At 58.2% G+C, this 19,959-nt stretch carries 19 protein-coding genes; 12 read left to right on the forward strand and 7 right to left on the reverse strand.

Translation table 11 applies throughout. The features are described from left to right. Positions 1-61 precede the first annotated feature (61 nt). Positions 62-1,006: a GlxA family transcriptional regulator gene (locus tag Q0775_RS00195; RefSeq protein WP_298856975.1), complete on the reverse strand. Its 945-nt coding sequence runs from the start codon at positions 1,004-1,006 to the stop codon at positions 62-64. Between the two features lie 78 nt (positions 1,007-1,084). Between Q0775_RS00195 and Q0775_RS00200 the strand changes: the two genes are divergently transcribed. The 3 genes from Q0775_RS00200 to Q0775_RS00210 are packed head-to-tail and all read left to right on the forward strand — an operon-like array spanning position 1,085 to position 5,062. Next, complete coding sequence (locus Q0775_RS00200; protein ID WP_298856976.1) at positions 1,085-2,245, forward strand: acyl-CoA dehydrogenase family protein; 1,161 nt, start codon at positions 1,085-1,087, stop codon at positions 2,243-2,245. Between the two features lie 6 nt (positions 2,246-2,251). Continuing rightward, positions 2,252-4,267: an acetate--CoA ligase family protein gene (locus Q0775_RS00205; protein ID WP_298856977.1), complete on the forward strand. Its 2,016-nt coding sequence runs from the start codon at positions 2,252-2,254 to the stop codon at positions 4,265-4,267. Between the two features lie 3 nt (positions 4,268-4,270). Then, positions 4,271-5,062: a carnitinyl-CoA dehydratase gene (locus Q0775_RS00210; protein ID WP_298856979.1), complete on the forward strand. Its 792-nt coding sequence runs from the start codon at positions 4,271-4,273 to the stop codon at positions 5,060-5,062. Between the two features lie 7 nt (positions 5,063-5,069). On the opposite strand, the gene Q0775_RS00215 is transcribed toward Q0775_RS00210, so the two are convergent. Further along, positions 5,070-6,071: an aldo/keto reductase gene (locus tag Q0775_RS00215; protein WP_298856981.1), complete on the reverse strand. Its 1,002-nt coding sequence runs from the start codon at positions 6,069-6,071 to the stop codon at positions 5,070-5,072. 39 nt (positions 6,072-6,110) lie between these two features. Beyond that, a complete protein-coding gene (locus Q0775_RS00220; protein ID WP_298856984.1) occupies positions 6,111-7,058 on the reverse strand; it encodes a glutathione S-transferase family protein in 948 nt (315 codons plus the stop codon). 288 nt (positions 7,059-7,346) lie between these two features. On the opposite strand from Q0775_RS00220, the gene Q0775_RS00225 reads away from it, so the two are divergent. The 4 genes from Q0775_RS00225 (at position 7,347) to Q0775_RS00240 (ending at position 11,500) form a co-directional block, all read left to right on the forward strand. After that, positions 7,347-8,042, forward strand: coding sequence for a phosphatidylserine decarboxylase (locus Q0775_RS00225; RefSeq protein WP_298856986.1), 696 nt, complete (start codon positions 7,347-7,349; stop codon positions 8,040-8,042). Continuing rightward, complete coding sequence (locus Q0775_RS00230) at positions 8,039-8,773, forward strand: phosphatidylcholine/phosphatidylserine synthase (protein WP_298856988.1); 735 nt, start codon at positions 8,039-8,041, stop codon at positions 8,771-8,773. The genes Q0775_RS00225 and Q0775_RS00230 overlap by 4 nt, the downstream gene beginning before the upstream one ends. A gap of 101 nt (positions 8,774-8,874) precedes the next feature. Beyond that, positions 8,875-10,260, forward strand: coding sequence for a DUF1800 domain-containing protein (locus Q0775_RS00235; RefSeq protein WP_298856990.1), 1,386 nt, complete (start codon positions 8,875-8,877; stop codon positions 10,258-10,260). Between the two features lie 4 nt (positions 10,261-10,264). Then, positions 10,265-11,500 carry a DUF1501 domain-containing protein gene (locus Q0775_RS00240; protein ID WP_298856992.1) on the forward strand — a complete coding sequence of 412 codons (1,236 nt, stop codon included), beginning with the start codon at positions 10,265-10,267 and terminating at the stop codon, positions 11,498-11,500. 57 nt (positions 11,501-11,557) lie between these two features. Here the strand turns inward: Q0775_RS00240 and ndk are convergent, their stop codons facing one another. Beyond that, positions 11,558-11,980 carry a nucleoside-diphosphate kinase gene (gene ndk, locus Q0775_RS00245; protein WP_267166556.1) on the reverse strand — a complete coding sequence of 141 codons (423 nt, stop codon included), beginning with the start codon at positions 11,978-11,980 and terminating at the stop codon, positions 11,558-11,560. A 104-nt stretch (positions 11,981-12,084) separates the two neighbouring features. Here ndk and Q0775_RS00250 point away from each other — a divergent pair, with 104 nt between their 5' ends. Genes Q0775_RS00250 through Q0775_RS00260 form a run of 3 tightly spaced genes read left to right on the forward strand, consistent with a single transcriptional unit; the run spans position 12,085 to position 15,219 of the window. Beyond that, positions 12,085-13,947 (forward strand): ABC-F family ATP-binding cassette domain-containing protein, encoded by a 1,863-nt coding sequence (locus Q0775_RS00250; protein ID WP_298857000.1) that lies wholly within the window; start codon positions 12,085-12,087, stop codon positions 13,945-13,947. Further along, positions 13,944-14,594 carry a MarC family protein gene (locus Q0775_RS00255; RefSeq protein ID WP_298857002.1) on the forward strand — a complete coding sequence of 217 codons (651 nt, stop codon included), beginning with the start codon at positions 13,944-13,946 and terminating at the stop codon, positions 14,592-14,594. Before Q0775_RS00250 ends, Q0775_RS00255 begins: the two co-directional genes overlap by 4 nt. Positions 14,595-14,637: 43 nt before the next feature. Continuing rightward, complete coding sequence (locus Q0775_RS00260) at positions 14,638-15,219, forward strand: TIGR02281 family clan AA aspartic protease (protein ID WP_298857004.1); 582 nt, start codon at positions 14,638-14,640, stop codon at positions 15,217-15,219. A 7-nt stretch (positions 15,220-15,226) separates the two neighbouring features. Here the strand turns inward: Q0775_RS00260 and Q0775_RS00265 are convergent, their stop codons facing one another. From Q0775_RS00265 to Q0775_RS00275, 3 genes are all read right to left on the reverse strand, one after another. After that, on the reverse strand, positions 15,227-15,577 hold the full coding sequence (locus tag Q0775_RS00265; RefSeq protein ID WP_298857006.1) for a DUF6614 family protein: 351 nt from the start codon (positions 15,575-15,577) through the stop codon (positions 15,227-15,229). Positions 15,578-15,654: 77 nt separating this feature from the next. Then, a complete protein-coding gene (locus Q0775_RS00270) occupies positions 15,655-16,113 on the reverse strand; it encodes a DNA polymerase III subunit chi (RefSeq protein ID WP_298859884.1) in 459 nt (152 codons plus the stop codon). A gap of 5 nt (positions 16,114-16,118) precedes the next feature. After that, positions 16,119-17,594 (reverse strand): leucyl aminopeptidase, encoded by a 1,476-nt coding sequence (locus Q0775_RS00275; RefSeq protein WP_298857008.1) that lies wholly within the window; start codon positions 17,592-17,594, stop codon positions 16,119-16,121. 140 nt (positions 17,595-17,734) lie between these two features. Here Q0775_RS00275 and lptF point away from each other — a divergent pair, with 140 nt between their 5' ends. Further along, positions 17,735-18,865, forward strand: a complete 1,131-nt coding sequence (lptF, locus tag Q0775_RS00280; RefSeq protein WP_298857010.1) for an LPS export ABC transporter permease LptF — start codon at positions 17,735-17,737, stop codon at positions 18,863-18,865. Beyond that, positions 18,862-19,959 carry an LPS export ABC transporter permease LptG gene (lptG, locus tag Q0775_RS00285; protein WP_298857012.1) on the forward strand — a complete coding sequence of 366 codons (1,098 nt, stop codon included), beginning with the start codon at positions 18,862-18,864 and terminating at the stop codon, positions 19,957-19,959. The genes lptF and lptG overlap by 4 nt, the downstream gene beginning before the upstream one ends.

The following is a 19,959-nucleotide window of genomic DNA, read 5'->3' on the forward strand; positions in this document are numbered from 1 at the left end:
GATCCGCACCACTTACAAGACCGAAGGCAGGTTATCTCGGCTCAATCTAGGGACCACAGCCCTATCCGCCTATGCGCAAACCGCGCGGCGTCTCCTGAAATTCGGCTTTGAAGGCCCGCGTCATTGCACTTGCGTTCTCATAGCCACATCGCCCCGCGATCTCGGACACCGATTGATCCGTCTCCGTCACCAGTTTGTGCGCATAGGTCAGGCGCAGCATGCGGTAAGCGGTTTGCGGCGTCACATCCAGCTCGGTCCGCATCCGGTTCTCAAGCGTCTTTTGCGAAATTCCCACCGCACGCGCCACAGCGGCAATACTGAGCGGCTTTTCCAGATGCTCGGACATCACCGTGATGGCACGGTCCACCAGCTTGCCCTTGCGCGAGGCAAAAGGAATCGGTCCGCGGGCGCCTTCGGTGCGCATGAACAAATGCGCCACTTTAAGGGCCAGCAGCGGACCATGCGCCTGCCCGATCAGATGCACCACCAGATCGAATGCAGCCATTGCACCCGAACAGGTGATCCTGTCGCGATCAATGACAAAACGCTCACGCTCCGCCCGCACTTGCGGAAATGCCTCGGCAAAACTGCTCCATTCATCCCAATGGATCGTGGCGCGGTATCCCTCCAGCAGCCCTGCATGCGCCATCAGCCAACTGCCCGTATCCAGCCCCGCCACCACGCCGTACCGCTTTGCTGCGGCGCGCAACTTTTGCGTCGTCGCCCATGTGGCAAAGCGGCGAAACCCATAAGACGGCATGATCACCAGCGTCGAACCGCGCCCTTCCTTGAGCGCTGAATGCGGCGTGACCTGCATCCCGCTCGAACTCTCCACTAGAGCCCCGTCGAGCGAGACAAACCGCCACCTGAACTGTGCATGGCGCGACAGCCCGTTTGCGGCGCGCATCGGCTCGATGGTATTGGCAAGGCAATGATTGGAGAACTGGTCAAACAGCAGAATATCGAAATCCTGATCAGCACTGTCTACATTTTTCCAATTCTGCATGATCAATGACTAACCCTGCACGCCGCATCTGTGCAAGCCGATGTTTGATACCCCAAACCCATCCACAGGAGCCGCCCCATGCAATTTGGTCTGACCGAAGAACAACAAATGATCTCCTCCACTGTGCGCAGCTTTGTCGAGAACGAGATTTACCCCCATGAGGCTGAGGTAGAGCGCACAGGTCACGTCCCCCTTGAGCTGGGCGAATCTATCAAACAAAAATGCATTGATCTGGGCTTTTACGCCTGCAACTTCCCCGAAGTAGTGGGCGGTGCAGGCCTAAGCCATATGGACTTTACACTGGTCGAGCGGGAGTTGGGCCGCGGCTCCATGGCGCTCACGCATTTCTTTGGCCGCCCGCAAAACATCCTGATGGCCTGCAATGACGAGCAGCGTGAGCGTTATCTGCTGCCTGCCGTGCGCGGCGAGCGGATGGATGCGTTGGCCATGACCGAACCCGACGCTGGATCAGACGTGCGCGGCATGAAATGTCAGGCGATCCGCGATGGCGGCGATTGGGTTGTGAACGGCTCAAAACACTTCATCTCTGGCGCAGAACACGCTGATTTCTTTATCGTTTTCATTGCCACAGGCACCGACGACACACCCAAAGGACCCAAGCGGCGGATTACCACCTTCCTCGTGGACCGTGGCACGCCTGGCTTTGAAGTGCGCGAAGGTTACAACTCCGTCAGCCACAAGGGGTATAAAAACTGCATCCTGACGTTTGACGATTGCCGCCTGCCCGATGCGCAGGTCTTGGGCGAAGTCGATGGCGGTTTTGCGGTGATGAACGAATGGCTCTATGCGACGCGCCTTACCGTTGCTGCCTTCTCCGTTGGCCGTGCGCGGCGTTGCTTTGACTACGCGCTCAATTACGCCGCCGAGCGGACCCAGTTCGGCCAGCCCATCGGCAAGTTTCAGGGCGTGAGTTTCCAGATCGCAGATATGATCACCGAGATTGACGCCGCCGACTGGCTCACCCTCGCCGCCGCATGGCGCCTGGATCAAAAGCTGCCTGCCAACCGCGAGATTGCCTCGGCCAAGCTCTACGCCTCCGAGACACTTGCACGCGTCACCGACACCACTTTGCAGATTTTCGGTGGCATGGGCCTGATGGATGACTTCCCGATTGAACGTTTCTGGCGCGATGCGCGGGTCGAGCGGATCTGGGACGGCACGTCCGAGATACAGCGCCACATCATCTCGCGCGACCTGCTGCGTCCCTTGGGTGCCTGACCTTCCATGACCCACGCCCTCACCCGTCTGTTCCAGCCGCGCAGCATCGCCGTCATCGGCGGTGGCGTGTGGTGTGAGCAGGTTATCGAACAATCGCTCAAGATGGGTTTCGAGGGCGACATCTGGCCCGTATATCCAAAGGCGGACCAAATTGCAGGCCTGCCCAGCTACAAATCCATCGCCGATCTACCCTCCGCTCCCGATGCAGTCTTTATCGGCATCAACCGCTTCGCCACTGTGGCGCTGGTGGCGGAGCTGTCGGCGATGGGCGCAGGGGGAGCGGTCTGTTTCGCCTCAGGTTTCTCCGAAGCCGCGGCAGAAGATGATGCCGCCACTGACCTACAGGACCAACTGGTCGCCGCCGCAGGCGGGATGCCTATTCTCGGCCCCAACTGCTACGGCTTTATCAATGCCCTTGATGCCGCCCTGCTGTGGCCTGATCAACAGGGCTGTGCGCGGGTAGACAAAGGCGTGGCAATCCTCACTCAAAGCTCCAACATCGCGATCAACCTCACGATGCAGCAACGCGCCCTGCCCGTTGCTTACGTGGTGGCGTGTGGCAACATGGCCCAAACATCCCAAGCACAAATCGCAAGCGCTCTCATCGACGATCCCCGGGTGACTGCGGTAGGCGTGCATATCGAAGGCTTCTCTAACCTGCACGACTGGGAACACCTGGCCGCCAAAGCTCACATGCGGGGTGTCCCGCTCGTCGCGCTCAAAGTCGGCGCATCAGAGCAGGCGCAGATGGCCACGGTCTCCCACACTGCTTCCCTTGCAGGCGGCGATGCGGGTGCGTCGGCATTTCTCGCCCGGCTCGGCATCCCGCGCGTGCACTCCCTTCCCGATCTGCTGGAAACGCTTAAACTGCTGCATTGCTATGGCCCGCTCAAAGGCAATCGCATCGCCTCTATAAGCTGCTCTGGTGGCGAGGCCAGCCTGATCGCCGATACTGCCGTGGGCACATCCCTCCTCTTCCCGAAACTCACCCAAGACCAAAGCACGCAACTGCGCGAAGCCCTCGGCCCGATGGTCGCCCTCTCCAACCCGCTGGATTACAACACCTATATCTGGCGCGACGAGGATGCGATGACTGCTGCGTGGGCGGGCATGACGGGCAATGACATTACGATGACTTTCTCCATCGTGGATTATCCTGTGACCAATGCTGGTGACTGGATCTGCGCCACAGCTGCCGCCCTCAATGTCCGTGCGCAGACAGGTGCCAATTTCGCCGTGATAGCCACTCTCCCCGAACTCATGCCAAAAGATGTCGCAGCAGCGTTGATGGAAGGTGGCGTTATCCCCTTCTCGGGCCTCACTGAGGCGCTCAACGCGACCGAAGCCGCCACCCGTTACCACGCACCCGATACCCTGCCCGTCTGGCTGCCCGTCCTGACAACAGATGCGCAAACATTGACGGAGGCGGCGTCCAAATCGGCCCTCGCCGCCCATGGCGTAGAAGTTCCGCAGAATAGAACAACCCGCAGCGCCGATGACATCGCCCAAGCCATTGCCGAAATGGCAGGCCCCTTCGCAGTCAAAGGTGTGGGTCTCGCCCATAAATCCGAAGCAGGTGCCGTGCGTCTGGGTATCGCTTCGGCAGATGTGGCCTCGGTCGCCAAGGATATAGGCACACCCGAAATCCTCATCGAGGAAATGCTCACCGACGCCGTGGTTGAGCTGCTCGTCGGCGTGGTGAGTGACCCCGCACACGGTTTCGTCCTTACCCTTGGCGCGGGCGGGGTGCTAACCGAGATGCTAAAAGACACGACATCGCTGCTGTTGCCTTCCACTGCCACCCAAATCGAGGGAGCCCTCAACAGCCTCAACTGTGCGCCCCTGCTGCACGGCTATCGCGGCAAACCATCCGCGAATATCCCCGCGATCATTGACGCCGTGCTCGCCTTGCAATCCTATGTCGAAGCGCACCGTGACACGCTTAGCGAAGTAGAAATCAATCCGCTGTTTTGCACGCCCCACAGGGCGGTCGCAGTGGACGCCCTCATCAGAAAGGCCTGAGCCATGAGCAATGACACCTCCCCCATCAAGACCCGCCGCGAGGGTGCAATCATCGAGATCACACTCGACCGCCCCAAGGCCAACGCGATTGATTTACGCACCAGCCGCCTCATGGGCGAAGTGTTCCGCGACTTCCGTGATGATCCCGAATTGCGTGTGGCGATCCTGACGGCGAGTGGAGAGAAATTCTTTTGCCCCGGCTGGGACCTCAAGGCCGCCGCAGATGGCGATGCGGTCGATGGCGACTACGGTGTGGGCGGCTTTGGCGGCTTGCAGGAATTGCCGCAGATGAACAAACCCGTTATCGCGGCTGTGAACGGCATCGCTTGTGGTGGTGGGCTGGAGCTGGCCCTCTCTGCCGATATGATTATCGCCGCCGATCACGCGAGCTTTGCTTTACCCGAAATCCGCTCTGGCACCATCGCGGACGCGGCCAGCATCAAACTACCCAAGCGCATCCCCTATCACATCGCCATGGAATTGCTGCTCACGGGGCGCTGGTTCGATGCAGAAGAAGGCCACCGCTGGGGCCTCATCAACGAAGTTGTCCCCGCCAATCAACTCTCAACCCGCGCTTGGGAGCTTGCGCGTCTGTTGGCCAGTGGTCCCCCCCTCGTCTATGCCGCGATCAAGGAAGTCGTGCGCGCCGCCGAGGACAGTAACTTTCAGGACATGATGAACCGCGTCACCAAAAGCCAGTATGCCACCATCGCAACGCTCTACACCTCCGAGGATCAACTCGAAGGGGCCAAAGCATTCGCGGAAAAGCGTGATCCCGTTTGGAAGGGTAAATAGTACTGGCTCAGCAGTACCGCTCAGGCCCGTTCCACTGCACAGCGGAATAGCGGTCCCCATGGGCCCACCCCACAGGCAGGATCGCTTCAATCGCACTCAACTCATCTTGCGTTAACACACGATCCGCCCCCTCCAAAAGCTGGGCAAAATGCGCACAGGACCGCGTGCCGGGAATGGGAAGGACATGCTCTCCCTGCGCCAGTAACCATGCAATCGCCAACCCCGCCGTGGAGATCCCCATCTCGGCAGCCAGCGCCTGAAACGGCGCCACAGCGGCGATATTGGCGCTATAATTAGGCGCCATAAACCGTGGATTAAACTCAAGAAATGGCAAACCCTGCGCCGCCTCATAGCTGAGCGGCGTATCTGTCAAAAACGAGCGCCCCACAGGCGAGAAGGCCACCAGTGCCACCCCCAGCTCCGCACAGGTCTGAATTAACCCCAATTCGGGCGCGCGGGTCGAGAGGGAGTATTCAGACTGCACCGCCGCCACGGGATGCTCTGCATGCGCACGGCGCAGGCTGCTCGGCGCAATCTCCGAAAACCCGATTGATTTCGCCTTGCCCGCCTTCACAAACCCCGCCAACGTCTGCGTGACTTCCTCAATCGGCACGGCTGGATCGCGGCGGTGCACGTAAAACAGATCAACCGCCTCCACACCCAAACGGGTCAGACTGCCCTCAAGCTCGCTTTGCAAATGCGCAGCCGAATTGTCATGAATGTTGCCCACCCCGTCGGGGTTTCGCTTGATCGCTGCCTTGGTTGCGATGGTGACATGATCACGGGCCGCTGGATGCGCCGCCAGATAGCTGCCGATGACACGCTCCGACGTGCCCATGCCGTAGACATTGGAAGTGTCGATGTGATCCACACCAGCTGCCATTGCCGCGTCCAGAATGGCATGGCTGCTACGCTCGTCCGTAGATCCATAAAAGTTGGTAAACGACATCGCCCCGATGCCCACAGGATGCACAAGCGGGCCGTTTGCACCCAATTTACGGTGTTTCATATCTCTCTCCCTTAATCTCTCGGCAACGCATGGCGGCCTTCAATCCTCAATATCCACGCGGTATCCCGCTCTGGGGAAGTGAACACAAATCTCGCCCACTTCAGGCTCATGTCTGCGCACAGATACCGTATCACAATCGGCCACAATAATTTCACCTGCAACAGGCTGCTCGCCTCCGTCCAGATCGGGCGAGACGGTGACGCGCATCCCCGACTTCAATCCTTGCGGATCACGCGGATCGGTTCGGGACACAGTGACCGGTTCGCACGCCGCCGCGCGTGCAATCGCCTCCTGCGCGGTCATCCCTGTCATGGTTCCGTGGCCAAGGGCGGCCACGGCCGCCTCCCACCGCACCAAATGCGTGAACTGTGACAAAAACGCAGGCCCCTGATCCCAGCGACCACGCAAGAACCACACCAAATGAAAGAGCTGTGCATCAATCGATGCTGGTGCATCGCCCAGCAAAAAACCACGTCCGTCGCCAAGTTGCCTATTGGCCCAGCTCAGCGGCGCACGGATTTGTGCCGCCAGATGCGGAATTTCTTTGTTCGCAGAACGCAATCCTTCGGCCCAATCCTGCCCCAGATAAAGACGCCCGCGATCTTGCGCGAAATCCTGCGGCAGCGCATCGCCCGCTGATCCCAGCACAATTTTAACGGCCAAGTCGAAAAACGCACCATCCGTCCAACGGCTCAAACACCACATTAGCCCCGCATCATCCGTCGGAAAAAACGTAGGCTGTGGATGGCGCTGCTCAAGCGTGCGTAAAATACACTGGGTGTCACAATAAATATCCGCCCCGATCTGCATAACGGGCGTGCGCCTGTAGCCGCCTGTCAGCTTTGTCAGCATCGGCTTGGGCGCTAGCCGCGGTATCTCGACCGAGCGCCACGCGAGCCCCTTGATCCCGAATGCCACCCGCACCTTCTCCGCCACAGGCGATTGCGGATAATTGTGCAGGATAATCTCGTGGACAGGATCGGTCATTTGCGCGGCTTTCTGTTGGGCTTTGCCGCACAACATACGCAAAGCGCCCCGAATGCCAGCCCCGATGTGAAATTTCCGCCCTCACAAATGCCTATGGCACGCGTGCACATTCCCACGTATATTACGCGAAAATGTAGCGTTGACCATTCACCGCCCTAATGAGAAGAGACATGACACGGACCGCCCGCGCAAGGGGCAGGTCCCGCGTCAAACAATCTCTGCTCTGCGCCCTTTGGCGTATGTGGGCGCGGCACAGGTCGCGTTTTATCCTGATCTGAAAGTTATCTCATGAATATGCTCAAAATCGTCGCGGTGCCCATGCACAAAGAGGGGCGCAAATTTGTTGCGATCTTTGCCGCCATTACTGTCGTTCTGGGCCTCATCTGGGAGCCGCTTTTCTGGCTTGGTGTCGGCGCTACCGTCTGGTGCTATTATTTCTTCCGCGATCCGGTTCGCATCATCCCGCAACAGGACGGCCTTGTCATCTCCCCCGCTGACGGTGTTGTCTCCCTCATCGAACAAGTCGTGCCTCCCGTCGAAATGGACCTTGGAACCGAGCCGCTGACCCGTGTCTCGGTCTTTATGAATGTGTTTAATTGCCACGTGAACCGCGCTCCTGTTGCTGGCAAGGTGGTTGATATTACCTACCACCATGGCAAATTCCTAAACGCTTCCTTGGACAAGGCCAGCATTCACAACGAGCGCAACAGCGTTACTTTGGAGACAGCAAGCGGCACCCGCATCGGTGTGGTACAGATCGCAGGCCTTGTGGCGCGGCGCATCGTTTGTTTCGTCGAGGAAGGGCACACTGTCCATGCCGGCCACCGCTTTGGCCTCATCCGCTTTGGCAGCCGCCTTGACGTCTATCTGCCCCACGGCATCGCCCCCTTGGTCGCTGTTGGCCAAACTGCTGTGGCGGGTGAGACAATCCTCGCCGATCTGGTGGCCACCGCGCAAACGCCGCAAAGCGGCCAGCCCGAATGAACACCCCGTCCCGTATCAAGCTGCGCCATATTGTGCCCAGCATGGTCACTGTCTTTTCCATTTGCGCAGGCATGACCGCCGTCAGGATGAGCCTTGAAGGACGGATCGAGCTCGCGCTCTATTTCGTGCTACTGGCCGTGTTTCTTGACGCCGCCGACGGCAAGCTGGCGCGCTTTCTCGACAGCGCCAGTCCCTTTGGTGCCGAGCTTGATACGCTGGCGGATTTCTTCAACTTCGGCATCGTGCCAGGCATGCTTCTTTATAATACGTTATATATCGAAACGCCCTATGCCAGCCTTGGGTGGCTCGCCACACTTATCCTTGCGGTCTGCTGTGCGCTGCGACTGGCGCGGTTCAACCTGTCCATGCGCGGCGATGTCGTGACCCTAAAACAGGATGATTTCTTTGTCGGTGTCCCTGCCCCTGCATTGGCCTGTCTGGCCTTGATGCCGATATTTTTGCACCTCAACGGGATGGAAAACACCAACCTGCCGGTTCTGCGTGCGATTTATATCATCGGTGTGGGCCTTCTCGCCGTGAGCACAATCCCCACCTTCTCCATCAAACATGCAAGCATCCGCCGCGCCCATCTACCCTTCGCTATTGTGGCCGCCGTTGTGATGGTTGTGGGCCTGATGGTCTATACTTGGCCTACGATGATCATCGTGAACTGCGTCTATCTGGCTTCGCTGCCCTTTTCCTACCGCGCCCAGCTCAAGCAGTCAGACTAAAGCCGCGCGGGCGGAATTGTGCCGCCCCGCGCCATCTGCCCCCTGACGCAAACTGAATTTGTCATTATATCATCCTCAATTGGCAGAAGGACTTCGACAAGATGCGTTTTGACCCTCCATTGGCTGACATACGGTTCGGATGTGGCCTGTCGCCAAATCTCGCGTCGCCACAAAGCGTTCAGGCCATGCTTGCTACCCTCGTCACCTCCGATGATACTGCCACGCGGTTTCCTGTAGAGACATTCGAAACCTTTGGCCTTCGCATCGCCGAGCGTATCGAGCTTACCAAAATCAGGCGCAAGGATCGCGGCTCTCCTGAAGCACTGCGAGCCAAGAAAGCGGCCCGTGTGCTCAACAAGGAGGCCCGCATCGCGCAGGCCGCATGGATGGGCCAGCACCTCAACCGCTGGGTCTGGACCCCAGCGCCCCTGCGTGAGCGTCTTACGATGTTCTGGGCGGACCATTTCACCGCCACGGGCAAAGCAGGCATTCTCCGCCGCGCCGCCACCCCCTATGTGGAAACCGCGATACGCCCGCTCATCACGGCCAAATTTGAAGATTTGCTACTTTCGGCCGTCCTCCACCCGTTGATGATCCACTATCTCGATCAGGAACGCTCTATCGGGCCCAATTCCCCCCAAGCGGCCAGAGGCAAAAAAAATGCAGGGATGAATGAAAACCTCGCACGCGAAGTGATGGAGCTGCACACTTTGGGTGTCGGCGGTCCCTATACCCAAACAGATGTGACACAACTGGCCGAGCTTTTGACAGGGGTCACAACAGCCAACCCTACCCGCCTGAATTTTCGCAAGAATATGGCAGAGCCGGGACCGGAAACCGTGCTTGGCAAAACATATGGCGGGGAAGATGCGCACATCCGCGACGTGCAGGCCGTGCTGCGTGATTTGGCACGCCACCCTGCGACCGCACGCCATATCGCCCAAAAGCTGGCAGTTCACTTCACTGCCGATACCCCTGACCCCGACCTTGTGCGTGCAATAGAGGTTCGTTTCCTAGAGACTGGTGGCGATCTGGCCCAAGTGACCGAAGCCCTGCTTACGCATAGTGCCGCATGGGTGCCCGAGCGCAGGAACGTCAAGCAACCGTTCCACTTCATGGGCTCGGCTCTGCGTGCCTTGGCTGTTCCGCCCGCTGCCTTTGCAGCACTGGACGAACGTGCATTGCGCCGCATCATCGCAGCACCTTTGGTCCAAATGGGCCATGTCTGGGAAAAACCCGCCGGCCCTGACGGTCTGCCTGAAGAAGACAGCGCATGGATCGCCCCGCAAGGCATTGCAGCGCGCCTGCAATGGGCAATAACCATGCCACAACTGCTGATGGAGGAACTGCCCGACCCGCGCATCTTCGTTGACACAGCACTTGGCCCTTATAAGACACCCGCAGTCGCTTTTGCCGCCGAAGCTGCCGAAACGCGCTGGGACGGGGTTGGCCTCATCCTCGCATCCCCTGCATTTCAAAGGACATGAGACCATGACCGATGCCCTGTCCCGCCGCGCATTTATGTCCCGCTCTGCGCTTATCGGCTGCTCGCTTGCGGCCAGTCCCCTGCTCACCCCGATCAGCTTTGCCGCGACACCCGGTGAAAACCGCCTTGTGGTGATCTTGCTGCGCGGTGGCATGGACGGGCTGGATGTGGTGCGCCCCTACGGCGATCCTGCCTTTGCTGCCCTGCGCCGCGATGCGGGATTGGAGGCGGAAGATCCCGCAATCGACCTCGACGGCTTTCACGCAATGCACCCCGCCTTGCGCCCGCTCTTGCCGCTTTGGGGAAACGGCCAGCTCGGCTTTGCCCATGCCGTGTCCACGCCCTACCGTGACAAGCGCAGCCATTTCGACGGTCAGGATTTGCTAGAGGCAGGCCTGAGCGATCCAGGCAACCCCTCAACCCGCGATGGCTGGCTCAACCGCGTGCTGCAACATATGGATGGCACACAGGCCGAGACGGCCTATGCCATTGGCCGCGAGCAGATGAGTATCCTTAGCGGCCCTGCCACAACCCAACGCTGGTCGCCCGAGGCCGATATGATCCTCTCCCCGCAAGCAATCAAACTTGCCCGCCTCATCATGGCCGAAGACCCCGCGTTCGATGCCGTATTTAGCCAAGCCATGGAAATCGCTGATACGGACGGGGACACTGTCGCGATGAGCGGATCGCAAGATGAGATGATGATGATGGTGAACCAAAACGCCAACGAGGCAAACAAGGGCAGCGCTGAGCGGCGCATCGCAGAATTTGCGGGGAAACGACTGCGCGAAGAATGCCGCATCGCCTCTTTCTCCATCAACGGTTGGGACACCCACCAACGCCAAGATCGCTCCTTGCCAAACGCACTTGGTCGGTTGTCGGATACGATACTTACCCTGCAAAAAACACTCACGGGCCCCATCTGGAATAAAACAACCGTCGTGGCCGTAACGGAATTTGGCCGTACAGCGCGGATCAACGGATCAGGCGGGACAGACCACGGCACTGGCGGTCTGATGATCATGGCAGGCGGCGGCCTACGCGGCGGACGCGTGATTTCCGATTGGCCCGGACTGGACGAGGCCCAACTTTATGAGCGACGCGATCTCATGCCCACCCGCGACCTTCGCGCCCATATCGGCTGGCTGCTGCACAGCTTGTTCGGTCTGCCCACTTCCACCATCGAGGCCAGCATCTTTCCGGGACTGGACATGGGCGCAAATCCCATTCTCCTACGTTAAAATAAAAAAAAGGCCACCCCGAGAGGCAGCCCTTTGATAATCAAAAGTCGATTAGGCTTAGCCCACCAACTCCAGACCGGAGAAGAAATACGCAATCTCTTCTTTTGCAGTTTCTGGCGCGTCGGACCCATGAACAGAGTTCTCACCAACTGATTCCGCGAACTCAGCGCGGATTGTGCCGGCTTCTGCGTCCGCCGGGTTGGTTGCACCCATAACTTCGCGGTTTTTCGCGATGGCGTTTTCGCCTTCAAGGACCTGAGCAACGATTGGCGCGGACGCCATGAATTCGCACAGCTCGTCATAGAATGGACGCTCGGCGTGTACTTTGTAGAACTCGCCCGCCTGCGCCTTTGTCAGGTGAATACGCTTGGATGCGACGATGCGCAGACCTGCGTCTTCGAATTTCTTTGCAATCGCGCCTGTGAGGTTACGCTTTGTTGCATCTGGTTTAATGATCGAGAATGTGCGCTCAAGAGCCATGGGTCGTCTCCAAATTGGTGTTAAATTTGGCGCTCACTAACATGACCCCCTTGGCTTGAAAAGCGGCGATTGACGCCAAGCCTTACATGGTTCAAACGCAGCCCATGTTACGTATATCAGAGATCAACTATTCCGTCGAAGGCCGCCCTCTTTTCATAGAGGCAAGCGCCGTCATTCCTGATGGCCACAAAGTGGGCCTGGTCGGGCAAAACGGGGCTGGCAAAACCACGCTCTTCCGCATCATCCGAAAGGAGCTGGGGCTGGACGCAGGCGAGATCATCTTGCCGTCACGCGCCAAGATCGGCGGCGTGGCGCAAGAAGTGCCCTCCTCCGAGATGTCGCTCATCGACACCGTGCTGGAATGCGATACCGAACGCGCCGCCTTGATGCTTGAGGCGGAAACAGCCACTGATCCCACCCGCATTGCCGATATTCAGGCGCGTCTTGTCGATATCGACGCATGGACCGCCGAAGGACGCGCGTCCTCGATCCTCAAGGGTCTGGGTTTTGATGACTACGACCAACAACAGCCCTGCTCCGCCTACTCGGGTGGCTGGCGCATGCGTGTGGCGTTGGCGGGCGTTCTGTTCGCCGAACCCGACCTGCTGCTCCTTGACGAGCCGACAAACTACCTCGACCTTGAAGGCGCGCTCTGGCTTGAGAACTACCTGTCGAAATACCCCCATACGGTCATCATTATCAGCCACGACCGCGGCCTGCTGAACCGCGCTGTGGGCGGCATCCTCCACCTTGAGGATAAAAAGCTGACCTATTACCAAGGTAACTACGACCAGTTCGCCCACATGCGCGCCGAAAAGCGGGCCCAACTGACAGCCGCCTCCAAAAAGCAGCAAGCGCACAAAGCGCATATGCAAGCCTTCGTTGATCGCTTCAAAGCCAAAGCGTCCAAGGCCAAGCAAGCCCAGTCGCGCATGAAGGCTATTGAAAAGATGGTGACCATCACGCCACCAGAGGAAGCAGCCCGCAAGGTATTCAACTTCCCGCAGCCAGACGAATTGTCACCCCCGATCATCTCAATCGAAGGCGGCTCTACAGGCTATGATAACGGCGTACCCGTCCTGTCGCGGCTCAATCTGCGCATCGACCAGGACGACCGCATCGCCCTGCTGGGCCGTAACGGCCAAGGTAAATCGACGCTCTCCAAACTGCTGAGCAACCGTCTGGTCCTCTTTGAGGGCAAGGCCGTAAATTCCAACAAACTGCGCATCGGTTTCTTCGCCCAGCATCAGGTCGACGAGCTGATCGTTGATGAGACACCGCTCCAGCACATGATCTCTGCCCGTCCTGGCGTGATGCAATCCAAACTGCGTGCACAGCTTGCCGGTTTTGGCCTTGGGCCTGATCAGGCAGACACCGCCGTTGGCCGCCTGTCTGGTGGCCAAAAAGCACGCTTGTCGCTCCTGCTTGCCACTCTCGACGCGCCTCACCTGCTGATCCTCGACGAGCCGACAAACCACCTCGACATCGAAAGCCGCGAAGCATTGGTCGAAGCGCTTACCCGCTACTCGGGCGCCGTGATCCTTGTCAGCCACGACATGCACCTGCTGTCCATGGTGGCTGACCGTCTCTGGCTCGTCTCCGACGGCACCGTGAAGCCTTATGAGGACGATCTGGAAGCCTACCGCAAGATGCTGCTCACGGTCGAAAAACCCGTCAGCAAAAACGCACGCCCAAAAACTGAAGCCCCCAAGGAAAAGAAGGCCTCCCGCGAGGAAATTATGGCCCTCAAATCCGAGGTACGCACCTCTGAGGCCCGCGTGACCAAGATCAACGACATGCGCGACAAGCTGGCCAAGAAACTCGCTGATCCAGCCCTCTATGAGAAGGACAAAGTCGGCGAACTTGAAGTCTGGAACAAGAAATACGCCGAAGTCATGGCCGCATTGGAGCGTGCTGAAAGCCTCTGGATGGATGCGGCAGGAAAACTAGAGAAGGCCCAGAAATGACCATCGACACCGCTTATATGATCACTGCTTTTGTGACCATGCTGGTGGTCATTGATCCGATTGCGATTGTGCCGATTTTCCTTGCGCTCACGCCAGGCATGACGTCGAAGCAACGCGCTCGTATCGCCCTGCGTGCAGTTCTGGTTGCCGGGCTGCTTCTGGCACTATTTGCCTTCTTCGGAAAAGCGGTTCTTGGTTTTATCGGCATCTCGATGCCCGCCTTCCGCGTGGCGGGCGGTATTTTGCTCTTCCTAACGGCCATGGATATGCTGTTTGAGCGGCGGACAAAACGGCGCGAAGACAGCAGTGACCCCGATCACGGCCATCCGCATGATGATCATAACGACCCTTCTGTCTTTCCCATGGCAATACCGCTAATCGCAGGTCCTGGTGCCATTGCGTCCGTAATCCTGCTGGTCGGGCAAAAACCGGGCGGTGAAGGGCTGGTTTCTATCCTTTCCATCACTGCCGTAATTTTGCTGGTCATGTATATCTTTCTGCGTCTCTCCAGCGTGCTGGAACGCGCTATGGGCAAAGTTGCAATTAACGTGACCACCCGTGTGCTGGGGATGCTGCTTGCCGCCCTATCGGTTCAATTTGTCCTCGACGGTCTGGCTGAGTTCGGTTTTGTCGCCGCTATTGGATAGCGAAAAAATCCTCCTATATTACAAACAACATCTAGGAGCAGCTATGACCGGAGATAACATTGCAAGCCTGATTTACCTCGTTCTTTTGGGCTGTGCTGTGGCTGGATGGCTCTTTATGTCGGGCCGTGACAGCATCGGGAAAACGCTGCAAATGGCGATGATCTGGGGCTTTATCTTCCTTGGTGTAGTCGCAGGTTACGGCCTGTGGAATGATGTGCAGCGCCAGACAACAGGTGGACAAATGCTTCAACTGGGCAGCGGCATGATTTCGGTCCCGCGCCAGTCTGACGGCCATTATTACCTTACTCTCGCACTCAACGGTAAAAACATCCGCTTTGTTGTTGATACAGGTGCCACCGATATGGTCCTCAGTCTGAGTGACGCTCGCCGTGCTGGTCTTGACCCCGATACACTTAACTTCATCGGAACTGCCAACACCGCAAATGGACAGGTGCGCACAGCGCCAGTGCGCCTCGACACGGTGCGTTTGGGGGATATCACAGATACCGACGTATTTGCCTCGGTCAATGGCGGCGAGATGGATAGCTCCCTGCTTGGCATGGGCTATCTGGAGCGCTGGGGTCGTATCGAAATTTCTGGCGGAGAATTGCGGCTCACTCGCTAAAACTTCGCTAAATCAGGGCCATACGCTCCGCCCGTTCCGGGTCGGGGAAGGGTCGATACAATGCGACGTCAACTTCGCCAACCATTTGGTGAACAGTTGTATAAAGCCGCTCCACTCCCTCTTCACTTGAAGCCGTAAAGCGGAACGCCTCATCAAGCTGGGTCATATTCTCCACTTCGATCTCCAACAGGAAATCACGTGCACGCGGCCCGCCAAATCCAAGCTTTCTGCGACATAAACGCCACGACTGAATGACACCGCGTGTCTTGAGATGGCCCATCCATGCATCGATAGCCCCGGCAAAAGCAAGCGCCTTGGATGTGTCGCGCAAATCGATCGAACAATGATAGAGATTCATAAAGTGCCCCTGAAAAACTGATTGATCCAGTCTTGCAGAGGAAACCTACCAAATGGTTATTGCCTGTCCGGTATCTGTTATGCTTCGCGCTTGAGCTCCCAACGGCCCGACTCCTCGGACCAGTATTGTGTTGGAATACCCGCCGCGGTGAGCGCTTTCCATTGGCCCCGCGCATGGGTCAGCGCTTCCTCGTCATAGCCGTCAAACAGGATAAAAACCCGCTCCATTGCGGCCACATCATCAGCGCCCACCTCGGCAGAATGCACAGCCATAACGCATTGAGCACCATTCACATTTGCAGCATCAATCCCCAGTAAAACTGGCTGCTCTGCATCATGCGCACCCCCTGCAAGGCCATGGGGAAGAAAACTGTCTTCCGGCCCCTGCCAGAGCGCATGATCAAGCGCCTCAAGGGCGCCGCGGTCAGTGCCACGGATTGCAACCCGCCAGCCCGCACCGCGCGATTTCTCTACTAGCAGACGCAGCGTATCCACCAAAGGGCGCTGCGTCAGATGATAGAATTTTACAGGCTCCACAGTTTTCACTCTGCCTCGTAATTATCTGCGATTAAACGGTTAAGTGACGAGACGCCCCAGCCGGTGGCCCCTATAGGCGCAAGTGCCGTTTCCGACTTAACCGAAGCTACACCCGCGATATCGAGGTGTATCCACGGGCAATCCTCTTTGACGAACCGCTGGAGGAATTGCGCGGCGGTAATCGACCCTGCGGCTGGTCCGCCGATATTCTTCATGTCTGCGATACGGCTTTTGAGCAAGTCGTCATAAGCCTCGCCCAAAGGCATCCGCCAAGCTCCCTCGCCCTCAGCTTCCGCCGCTTTCAGGAAATCATTGCAAAAGGAGGTGTTGTTGGAAAAGACACCCGCATTTTCATGTCCCAAGCTGGTGATGATCGCGCCTGTCAACGTCGCCAGATCAATCATCGCGGCAGGTTTATATGTCTCTTGCGCATACCACAGCACGTCACACAGCACCAAACGCCCCTCGGCATCTGTATTGAGGTTCTCGACAGTGTCGCCCTTAAGGGTCGTCACCACATCGCCGGGGCGCGTGGCGTTACCCGACGGCATGTTCTCCACAATACCCACAAGGCCGACCACATTGGCCTTGGCACCGCGCAGCGCCAGCGTGCGCATCACACCCGCCACCACGGCAGAGCCGCCCATGTCCATCGTCATATCGCCCATGTTTGCGCCAGGCTTGAGTGAGATACCGCCAGTGTCAAATACAACGCCTTTCCCGACGAGGGCCAGCGGCGCCTCATCCTTCTTGCCGCCATCCCAACGCATCACGACCACATACGACTGGCTATCCGACCCCTGTCCTACAGATAAAAGTGTTCGCATTCCGATCTTTGCAAGAGCTTTTTCATCCAGCACTTCAACTTTTAGCCCAAGGCTCTCCATCTCTTTCAGGCGCTCGGCATAATTAGCGGTGGTCAGTACATTCGCAGGCTCATTCGTCAAATCGCGACACATATGTGCACCATCCGCCACAGCCAACAGGGCGCCACACGCCGCCTCTGTCTCCGCCACTTTGCCGTGCATCACTTTGACCGCTCCGCTGCGCGTGTTCTCTGCCGTCTTGTGTTCCTCAAACGCATAGTCGCGCATCGCAAAACCGAATACGACCTCTTGTGGCTGGCGCAAAGGCGCACAGAGCATCAGCATATCTGCCTTACCTCCGCGCGTTTTGGCCAATGCGGCCCCCGATTTGCGTGCCGCCATCCCTTTGGCCCCTCGCTCAAGGCGCACGACATCCACCGCGTCTGCTTTCATACCCGCAGGATAGGCAAGGCTCACCACATCGGCGTCTTTCATCTTGCTCCATCGCTCACTCTCGACCAATCGCGCAATCGCGCCCTTGGTCAGGCGGTTTACACGCCGCGCACCGGGGTCCAGCTTGCCCTCGCCGTCAATAAACACGGCCACACGGCCAACATGCTCGGCGACCGCGTCAAGGTCGGTCTCGGCAAAGGAAATCGGGGTGAGGTTGCTCATGATATGCGCCTTTTTGCTATGTGTTGCCACAAGACCTAGCGCGGCAACGCGCCCAAGACCAGATATGAGTTTAACGCCCCCCACATATAGTTTAAACTAACCCAAACGCCGTTAGAGCAAGCGCAACAGGAGGGAATCGGGTGGCAAGATTTGACCGCTACATGCTGTCACAGCTGCTGGTTCTGTTCGGGTTTTTCGCGTTGGTGCTTGTGTCTATCTTCTGGATCAACCGCGCGGTTGTCTTGTTTGATCGCCTGATCGGGGATGGACAGACCGCACTTGTTTTCCTTGAATTCACGGCCCTCGGCCTGCCGCGCCTTATCGCAACTGTGTTGCCCATCGCGACCTTTGCGGCGGCTGTCTACGTGACCAACCGCATGACCTCCGACAGCGAGCTCACAGTGCTTCAGGCCACAGGGTCCAGCCCTTGGGTACTTGCACGTCCCGTGCTGGTGTTCGGCATTTGCGTGGCATTGTTCATGGCCACGCTAAGTAATTTTCTCGTTCCCATGGCCACCGCACAGCTTAAGGAACGCGAGCAGGAAATCGCCCAGAATGTGACCGCGCGGCTGCTGACGGAGGGGACATTCCTGCACCCGACCGAGTCTGTCACCTTCTACACCCGCATCATCGACACCGACGGCGTGCTGCGTGATGTATTCCTCTCTGATCGGCGCAACCCTGACATGGACATCATCTATACCGCCGCCGAGGCGTATCTGTTGCGCAACGGCGAGGCGACGACCCTGATCATGGTGGACGGTCTTGCGCAAAGGATGGAGCGGACAGGGCTGCGCCTTGCCACTGCCAAATTCGCAGACTTCTCCTTTGACATCTCGAACCTCGTAAAAAGCGATGTAGTCGAGGAGACAAAGATCGCCAACCTCACGACCCCTGCATTGCTCAGAAGCTGGGATACCGTTCAAGAAACTTCAGGCCGAAGCGCCGGAGCGGTTTCCGAGGAATTGCACTCCCGCTTTGCACAACCCTTGTTTTGCATCGTTGCAGCGCTTGTCGGGTTCAGCACGCTGCTCATCGGTGGATTTTCCCGTTTTGGTGTCTGGCGCGAGATCGTGATCGCATTTGGCTTGCTCATCTTTCTCGACGGCGTGCGCGGCACGCTCTCCTCCGAGGTGGTGAGCAAAGCAGCACTTTGGCCCCTCCTCTATGTTCCCTCCCTGGTAGGTGCAGTCATTGCAGGACTAATGCTTTTGCATGCGGCCAATCCCGCGTGGCGTGCGCGGCTCAAACGGCGCAGGGCCCACGTATGATCCTGCATCTCTATTTCGCACGCCGCTTCGCCATGAGTTTTCTGCTCATTACGGCTGTTTTGTTTATTCTCGTCGCTCTGACAGGGCTGCTTGAGGAAACTCGCCGCTCCTTTGCAGACACTGTCACTTTCCGCGATCTGGTCACTCTCACGCTTTTGGACACCCCGCAAAAGATTAACTTGATCCTTCCGCTCAATATGGTGCTGGCAACGGTGGTGTTGTTCCTGTCGATGGCCCGCTCGTCCGAGATGGTCATCACCCGCGCCTCTGGCCGCTCCGCGCTGCACACACTTGTTTCGCCTGTGGTTGTCGCCTTTATCATCGGCCTGATGGTTGTGGGAATGTTCAACCCAATCGTCGCGGCCACCTCCAAACGCTACGAGCAACTGTCGGACCAGTTCGCCAGCGGCGGCGGCTCTGCTCTGTCGATCTCGGACGAGGGGTTGTGGCTGCGCCAAGGCACATCAGAGGGCCAAACCGTTATCCGCGCGTGGCGCTCAAACAACGACGGCTCGGTGCTGTATGATGTGACGTTCATCAGCTACGCACCCGACGGCGGACCGATCCGCCGCATCGAAGCCAACAGCGCCGCACTCGGCCCTGAAGGATGGAAACTCAAAGACGCCAAATCATGGCCGCTGGAAACCGGTGTAAATTCCGAAGGAAACGCCCAACGCTATGCCACGCTCACCATCCCTTCCACGCTGACACTCGACCGCATTCGCGACAGTTTTGGCAAGGCAGGGGCGATTTCGATCTACAACCTCCCCACGTTCATCCGCCAGCTTGAAATGTCAGGCTTCTCGCCGCGCCGTCACAAGGTCTGGCTCCAGTCGGAACTGGCCCGCCCGCTGTTTCTGATTGCGATGGTTCTTGTTGCGAGTGCGTTCACCATGCGCCATACCAGATCGGGAGGGACAGGCGTTGCTGTCCTCACGGCTGTCTTGTTGGGGTTCGGTTTGTATTTCATCCGCAGTTTTGCACAAATCCTAGGAGAGAACGGCCAAATTCCCGTGCTTCTCGCGGCTTGGGCCCCACCCGTTGCTGCCATCATGCTGGCAATGGGTCTGCTTTTGCACCGTGAGGATGGTTGA

Origin of the sequence: uncultured Sulfitobacter sp., from assembly GCF_947499945.1 — a bacterium.
In the GTDB taxonomy this organism is placed as follows: Bacteria; Pseudomonadota; Alphaproteobacteria; order Rhodobacterales; family Rhodobacteraceae; genus Sulfitobacter.